The organism is Alishewanella sp. WH16-1 (assembly GCF_001441695.1).
GTDB lineage: Bacteria > Pseudomonadota > Gammaproteobacteria > Enterobacterales > Alteromonadaceae > Alishewanella > Alishewanella agri.
Genome location: NZ_LCWL01000035.1, coordinates 1 through 7,981 on the forward strand (window position 1 = coordinate 1; position 7,981 = coordinate 7,981).

The following is a 7,981-nucleotide window of genomic DNA, read 5'->3' on the forward strand; positions in this document are numbered from 1 at the left end:
GACGTGTGGATAAGTTAGTTGAGTTTTAGCTGAGTGCCGAGCTGTGCAAGATGTTTGGCAGTGATATCGGTATCAGCTTCGCTGTAAATTCTCAGTTCAGGTGCATTACCTGAGGCTCTGAAATGCAGAATATGGCCATTATTCAGGGTAAGACGCACACCGTCAGTTTGATCGATATCTTGCGTGGTTGTGTCTGTCATTCCCAATTGCTGCAAAATAAGTTCAGGCTGAGACGCCGCGATAGCCAGCAGTTTTTGGCTTAGTTCCGCCGGAACATTTTGGATGCGTTCACTGGCAGTAAAGCGTTGTGGCAACTCCCGACTCAGAGCTGAAACTGGTTTACCTTCAGCGAGCAGCATAATAGCGATAAAAGGGAGTAAAGCATCACGGGTGGGTAATGCCGATAGCTCGTGGCTGTTTACTTTGATGTCGGACGCCAGTAAAAATCCCCCATTTGCCTCGAAGCCCGCTACGCTGGCATATTGACGCTGTAATAGCTGCATGCCCTCAATAACATAAGGCGAGCCTATCCGGGTGCGCTGTACCTTAGCAAAATTACCGCACAAATCGATGGCACTATTGGCATTTATCGGCACTGCCAAAGCCTGTATTTTCAGCGCTTTGGCGGTGAGCAAGCCAACAGTATCCCCCCGCAGCCAGTTACCGTTTTCATCGGCGATAAGTGGCCGATCGCCATCGCCGTCAGTAGAAAAAATCGCATCAAACCGAAAAGTTGTTGCCCACTGCCGGGCTTTTTGTTGGTCAGCTTCAGAGACCGCTTCGGTATCGATGGGGACAAAGTGATCGGTACGCTCCAGCCGGGTAACTTTAGCCCCAAGCTCGGTAAGTAGTTGATGATACAGGTCGCGCCCGGCACTGGAGTGTTCGTAAATACCGATATGTTTACCTTTCAGGCAGTTTACCGGGCAGATTTCGCGATATCGTTGCAGATAGGCGTGTGCCGCTTTGCCGTTGGCAGTAAGTGTGCTTGGCATGGTATGCAGCAGCTTGTCGGAACAGCTGAGAATACTTTGCTCATCCGCTTTACTGATTTCGCCATCGGGCCGATAGAATTTAATACCATTGCGGTCGAATGGAATATGACTACCGGTAATCATAATCGCAGGTATCTGCTCTTTTGCAGCCTGCAATGCCAATGCCGGTGTCGGTAATACGCCGTAATAATGAACCGCTAAACCCATCGCCTGCGCCATAGCTGCACAATGTTGCGCCATCGCCGGGCTACTTGGACGGTTGTCGATACCGATAGCCACTGCAGAGAATGAGTAACGCCTCGCCATTGTCTGTAAAAAGCTTTGAGTAAAGGCAGAACATACTGCTGGCGAAAAGTCTATTACCAGCCCCCGGGCGCCGCTGGTACCAAAGGCGATACCACTGCACTGTATAATATCACTTAGTTTTCTACTCATAACCCCTCAGTTATCCACAGCACTCCGGTACCGGTATGACCTCTGACCGGTACCGGAGACGTGTGGATAAGTTAGCTGCGGCCGTAGCGATCCGAGAAACGGACGATATCGTCTTCGCCTAAGTAGGCGCCGGATTGAACTTCAATAAGTTCAAGCGGTATTTTCCCTGGGTTTTCCAGCGAATGCACTGCGCCGATAGGTATGTACACCGACTGGTTTTCAGTGAGCAACTGCTCATGCTCATTAATAGTGACTCTCGCTGTGCCGTGCACTACTATCCAGTGTTCAGCCCGGTGATGATGCATTTGAATAGACAATTTTTCGCCTGGCTTCACGCTAATATGTTTAACCTGATAGCGGCTGCCATTGTCAATACTATCGTATTTGCCCCAGGGTCTGTATACCTCACGGTGGATATAATGCTCACTACGGCCTGCGGCTTTAAGTTGTTGCACGATGTTTTTTACATCTTGCACCTTATCTTTGGCTGCAACTAATACAGCATCTTTTGTTTGGATGACAACGGTGTTCTGCAGCCCCACTGTTGCTACAATACCGGTTTCGGCATAGACATAATTGTGTTGAGAATTATGCTGAAACACCTGCCCCAGATGAACATTGTGCGCTTGGTCTTTGCTACTGATCTCCCAGAGCGAAGACCAGGAGCCAACGTCGCTCCAGCCAGCAGCCATTGGCACTACCACTGCCTTAGTTGTTTTTTCCATGACAGCGTAGTCGATTGAGTCTGCGACGCACGCTGAAAAGGCTTCTTTATCTACCCGGATAAAATCAAGATCTGGCTCAACATTAGAGATAGCCGCCTCGCATGCAGCTAAGATTTCTGGTCGGAATTGTTTAAGCTCAGCTAAGTAGACACTGGCTTTAAACATAAACATTCCGCTATTCCAGTAATACTCGCCACTCTCTAAATACTGCTGAGCTGTTGTTAAACCAGGTTTCTCAACAAATTCTGCCACGCTAAAAGCTTGATCTGACAAGGAAGTTGCTACCCCGCGACGAATATAGCCATAGCCCGTTTCAGCCGCTGTTGGGACTATGCCAAACGTAACCAGCTGATCGGCCTGCGCCAGGGTAGTCGCCTTTGCTATCGCCTGATGAAAGGTTTCACTGTCTTGAATAACGTGGTCTGCCGCAAGAACGAGCAATAGCGGATCTTGCCCTTGTTTAATAGCGGTAAGTGCAGCAAGGGCAATAGCTGGTGCGGTATTACGCCCCACAGGCTCAAGAATAATGTTATGGTTTAGCCTGTCAATCTGTCGCAACTGTTCGGCGGCAATGAAACGGTGCTCTTCGTTACAGATGACTAGAGGTGTTTCAAGCTCTAAGCCCTGTAAACGCTGTACCGTAGCTTGCAACATGGTAGTGTCGCCACACAGTTTAAGAAACTGCTTTGGCATTAACTCACGGGATAAAGGCCATAAGCGGCTACCAGTGCCACCGGCCATAATAACGGGTAAAAGCATGCTCGATCCTTGACGTCGTTTTTTCTGCAGTTACTTTAAATCATCGCAAGAATTAAGCAAACACTCTTGAAGAAGAACTTATCCACATGTCTCCGGTACCGGTCCGACGAGTTTCGAAACAATCGGGCTGACTCGATTTTTCGATAATGCACTTCGAATAGCACTGAGTTCTTGCTCGCTGATCGGTTGAGTGAACAACTCACGATAAGCTTTCTATCGGTTAAAAGTGGTATCACCCAATGCCTGATAGGTGCGGTGAGGCTCAAGAATATTCGACTTCATACCACAAGCATTACTGTGAAAGCTTGACCAATGATATCCACCGGGCGAACTAACCAGGCCAGCGCGCACTGGATTGAGTTCGATGTAGCGATAACAGGCGAGTAGATAGTAGTCACTTTCGATGACACTGGCGAAATATTTACCATCCCATACCGTGCCGCTGCGCGCTTTAGTCGTATTAAAATAGCCAGCAAACTTCCGCCCCAGACATTGCATAAAATGTGGTACTTCCGCCCCATCCTCCGGCGTAACCAGCAAATGATAATGATTAGACATCAGCACAAAGGCGTGAAGCTTCACCGAAAACTCTTGTAATTTATTACATAAGATACTGAAAAATATCGCTTTGTCTGCCTCACAGCCGAAGCAAGGCATACGGTTATGCCCCCGATTAACAATATGATAGGGCATTCCACTTACGAAACAGCGCGGTTTACGAGCCACTTTATTAACCCCGTGTTAAATAAATTTTAAAATAGATGATGAACTGGCTGATTGCAAATTGAGCCATTAGTGGTAAGAGGTCTAGCCGGTACCGGAGACATGTGGATAAAGTGGTCAGACCGGTACCGGACACGTGTGGATAAAGTGGTCAGACCGGTACCGGACACGTGTGGATAAGTTAGAAGGGGAATACCAGTGGGATTAGCAGAATGCTGACCAGCAAGTAGGTGGCGGCGACAGGTGCACCGACTTTTACGAAGTGTTGCAGCTGATAGTTGCCGGCGTTAAACACCATCAGGTTAGTTTGATAGCCATACGGCGTAATAAAGCTGGCGGATGCGGCAAAGGCAACCCCCATCACCATTGGCATGGTATTGATTCCCAAGCCTTCGGCCAAGCTAAAGGCAATCGGGAACATCAGCGCCGCAGCTGCATTATTGGTGATGACTTCGGTTAGGGCGTAAGTGAGCAGCATAATGCCGATAAAGGTTAACAATGGCGACTGCCCGGCCAGCGCCTCGCTGGCAAACTGACTGATAAGCGCCGAAAGCCCCGTCGTGTTCATTGCAGTGGCAATACTCAGCGCGCCACAGACAATCAACCAGATTTCTACCGGAAAGCGGCGTTTAATTTCATTTACCGATAAGCAACCGCTGAACAGCAGCACCGCAAGTAAAAAGATACTGGCACCTAATAGCGAAATATCGGTTAGCACACTGACGGCGATCATCGCCGCAAAGCCCCACCAGGTCAGCTTCTCCCGCCAGCCGCTTAACATGTGATCCGGCTTTATTCCTGATAACACATAGAAGTTTTTACTGAGGTTTTGTCGCCCAGCGAAATCCGGGCCGGTTGCCAGCAGCAAAAAATCACCGGCTTTGAGCTCAACGTCGCCGAGCTTGCCACTTACCCTGCCCCCTTCACGGCGCAGCGCAACAACGGCTGCATCAAAGCGTGCCCGAAAACCGGTATCTTTTAAGCTCTGGCCGATCAGAGCTGAGTCTTCTTTGATAATCACTTCAGTCAGTTGTTGTGTTGCCAGGCCATTCTCCTCGGCGAATAACTGCAGTCCCGGAAATTGCTTTAAGCTTTGCACTTTTTGCACATTACCGCTGAAGATAAGCTTATCGCCGGCTTCCAGCCGATGATAACGGGCGACCGGGCGGATTAACTGGCTACCACGCACAATTTCAGCTAAAAACAACTCATCAAGATTACGTAAGCCAGCCTCTTCTACCGTTTTCCCTACCAAAGGCGAATCATTACTGAGCTTTGCCTCTAAAAGATATTCGGTAATTTTTTCCCGGTTTAGCGCCGCATCCGGCAAACAGCGACTGCAGACTAACAGCACCACACCACCGGCGATCACTACGCCTAGACCAATTAGCGTAAAGTCAAAAAAGGCAAAACCCGGCTCACCTTTTTCCGTAAGCATCGAATGCACAATCAGGTTGGTTGAGGTACCAATCAGGGTTAAGGTACCGCCCATAATGGCGGCATAAGATAATGGGATCAGGAGTTTAGACGGCGACACCTTTTTATTTGATAACACTGCGTTCAGCATAGCAGCTACCACCGCCGTGTTATTTAACACTGACGATGCCAAGGCTGAGAAACCAACAGTGCGCAGCACTGAGCCTTGGACTGAATCGGTAAACAGATAACCCGATAAGCGGCGTAGCAGGCTGGTTTTTTCCAGGGCGTAGGATATCAGCACCAACAGCACTAGCGTTGCCAGGCCGGGGTTAGCGGCATTGCGTAGCAGCTCGTTAGTACCAATAAAGCCGCTGGCCAGCATGACTAAAATGGCGGCACCGAACACCTCGGTAGCATGTTGCTGAAAGCGGATTAACGCCACCAGCAACAATACCAGCAATAGCGCCATCAGCAGCGCGCTGCTTAGCACTTTAGTGTTTACTCAGCTGCGGGAAATGCTTACGTAGCAATAATATAAGCTCTTTTTCGAACTCACTTAAGCCAGTAATCTCTTCTTCCGGTGCAACCTCGGCCACTAACGGCGCCTCAATCATCCCCGCCCCAAGCGTCAGGTTGCTTAAGCGGTCGATAATAATAAAAGCACCGGTTTGCTTATTTTTGCTGTACGCATCAAATGCCATCGGCTCGGTTAGTTTTACATCCACCAAACCAATTTCGTTCATCGCCAGCACTTCCGCATTTTTCTCAGCCAACGTATTCACATCAATGCGGTGATGTAGCTTTTCAATCTCGCCGGAGGTGGTTTTGCAGGCAAACTTAATGTAGTACTGCCGCTCTGGCTTCATGGCGTTTTCATGCATCCAAATCAGCCTGGCCCGTAAGCGCGATGACACATGCGGCAGCGCATCTTTTTTCACCAACATATTACCGCGGCTGATATCCACCTCATCGTTGAGTGTCAGCGTGACCGCCTGGCCGGCATAGGCTGCGTCAAGGTTGCCGTCAAAGGTGACAATCTCTTTGACGGTGGAAACCGTGCCAGATGGCAACACCCGCACCGCATCACCTATCGCGACACTGCCCGAGGCGATAGTGCCCTGAAAGCCGCGAAAATCCGAGTTCGGCCGGCTGACCAGCTGTACCGGGAAACGAAAATCTTCATTGGCAACCGGGCTGATGTCGATATTCTCTAAATACTGCATCAGCGTTGAACCACGGAACCAGCTCAGTTTCTCGCTGGGATTGACCACGTTATCGCCCTCAAGCGCCGAAATGGGCACAAAGCGGATATCCGGGATATCCAAAGCACCGGCCAGTTTCAGGTAGTCTTCCTGAATTTCCTTATAGCGGCTTTGCGAGTAATCGACCAAATCCATTTTATTAATCGCCACGATGACATGCTTAATGCCGAGCAAGGAGCAAATAAAGCTGTGACGCCGGGTCTGGGTTTGCACGCCTTTGCGTGCATCAATCAGAATAATCGCCAAATCACAGGTTGAAGCACCGGTCGCCATATTGCGGGTGTACTGCTCATGACCCGGCGTATCAGCAATAATAAACTTGCGCTTGTCGGTAGAGAAATAGCGGTACGCCACATCAATGGTAATGCCCTGCTCGCGCTCGGATTGCAAGCCATCGACCAGCAGCGCCAAATCGACTTTATTGCCCTGGGTGCCGACTTTTTTACTGTCCTCGGTAATCGCCGCCAGCTGGTCCTCAAAAATCATTTTGCTGTCATGCAGCAAGCGGCCAATCAGGGTGCTTTTACCATCATCGACACTGCCGCAAGTAATAAAGCGCAGCAACTGCTTGTTTTCGTGCTGCTTTAAGTAGGCCAGGATATCCTGTTCAATTAACGCTGAAATGTGGCTCATCAGAAATACCCCTCCATTTTCTTTTTCTCCATCGAGCCACTGCTATCGTGGTCGATAACCCGCCCCTGCCGCTCTGAGGTTTTCGTCAGCAACATTTCCTGAATAATCTCCGGCAAGGTCGCTGCACTCGATTCCACCGCACCGGTTAACGGATAACAGCCCAGCGTTCTGAAACGGACTTGCTTCATTTGTGGCACTTCACCGTCTTTTAGCGGCATCCGCTCGTCATCGACCATAATCAAGGTACCGTCGCGCTCGACCACCGGCCGCGCTTTGGCAAAGTACAGCTGCGGGATGTCGATATTTTCCAGATAAATGTATTGCCAAATATCCAGCTCAGTCCAGTTCGACAACGGAAACACCCGGATACTCTCGCCTTTATCCACCCGGCCGTTGTAGATATTCCACAGCTCCGGACGCTGATTCTTTGGGTCCCAGCGATGATTTCGGTCACGGAACGAATAGACCCGCTCCTTGGCACGGGATTTTTCTTCATCACGCCGCGCGCCACCAAAGGCCGCATCGAACTTATATTTATCCAGCGCCTGCTTTAAGCTCTGGGTTTTCATAATATCGGTATGTTTGGCGCTGCCATGGCTAAAAGGCCCGACATTCATCGCCAAACCATCCGGGTTGATATGTACCAACAGTTCAAAGCCGTGCTCTTTTGCCATCCGATCGCGAAAGGCAATCATCTCTTTGAATTTCCAGGTGGTATCGACATGCAACAAAGGAAACGGAATTTTGCCGGGGTAAAACGCTTTACGGGCCAGGTGCAGCAACACTGAGGAATCTTTACCGACTGAGTACAGCATTACCGGGTTTTCAAACTCGGCCACCACTTCACGAAAAATTTGAATCGACTCGTTTTCGAGGGCTTTTAAATGGCTAAGGCGCTGGGCTGCCATGGTAACTCCAGATAATCAATCTTATTACAACAGCTTATCAGAATAGATTAAAAACGATAATGTTGTTTTGGAATAAGATATTTCCATCCAGATGGCCAAAGCTTATCCACACGTCTCCGGTA

The 7,981-nt window shown here is 49.4% G+C and carries 6 protein-coding genes; all 6 read right to left on the reverse strand.

The features are described 5' to 3' along the window. Nucleotides 1–14: 14 nt before the first annotated feature. Entirely contained in the window at nucleotides 15–1,430 is a 1,416-nt protein-coding gene (locus tag AAY72_RS03835) for a phosphomannomutase (protein ID WP_057785656.1), read from the reverse strand. A gap of 71 nt (nucleotides 1,431–1,501) precedes the next feature. Further along, entirely contained in the window at nucleotides 1,502–2,914 is a 1,413-nt protein-coding gene (locus AAY72_RS03840) for a mannose-1-phosphate guanylyltransferase/mannose-6-phosphate isomerase (protein ID WP_057785657.1), read from the reverse strand. A 213-nt stretch (nucleotides 2,915–3,127) separates the two neighbouring features. Further along, entirely contained in the window at nucleotides 3,128–3,607 is a 480-nt protein-coding gene (locus tag AAY72_RS03845) for a transposase (protein ID WP_057785658.1), read from the reverse strand. A gap of 211 nt (nucleotides 3,608–3,818) precedes the next feature. Next, a complete protein-coding gene (locus tag AAY72_RS03850; protein WP_057785661.1) occupies nucleotides 3,819–5,525 on the reverse strand; it encodes an SLC13 family permease in 1,707 nt (568 codons plus the stop codon). 22 nt (nucleotides 5,526–5,547) lie between these two features. Then, nucleotides 5,548–6,951 (reverse strand): sulfate adenylyltransferase subunit CysN, encoded by a 1,404-nt coding sequence (gene cysN / locus AAY72_RS03855; RefSeq protein ID WP_057785659.1) that lies wholly within the window; start codon nucleotides 6,949–6,951, stop codon nucleotides 5,548–5,550. Next, nucleotides 6,951–7,859: a sulfate adenylyltransferase subunit CysD gene (cysD, locus tag AAY72_RS03860; RefSeq protein ID WP_057785660.1), complete on the reverse strand. Its 909-nt coding sequence runs from the start codon at nucleotides 7,857–7,859 to the stop codon at nucleotides 6,951–6,953. The genes cysN and cysD overlap by 1 nt, the downstream gene beginning before the upstream one ends. Between the last annotated feature and the right edge of the window lie 122 nt (nucleotides 7,860–7,981).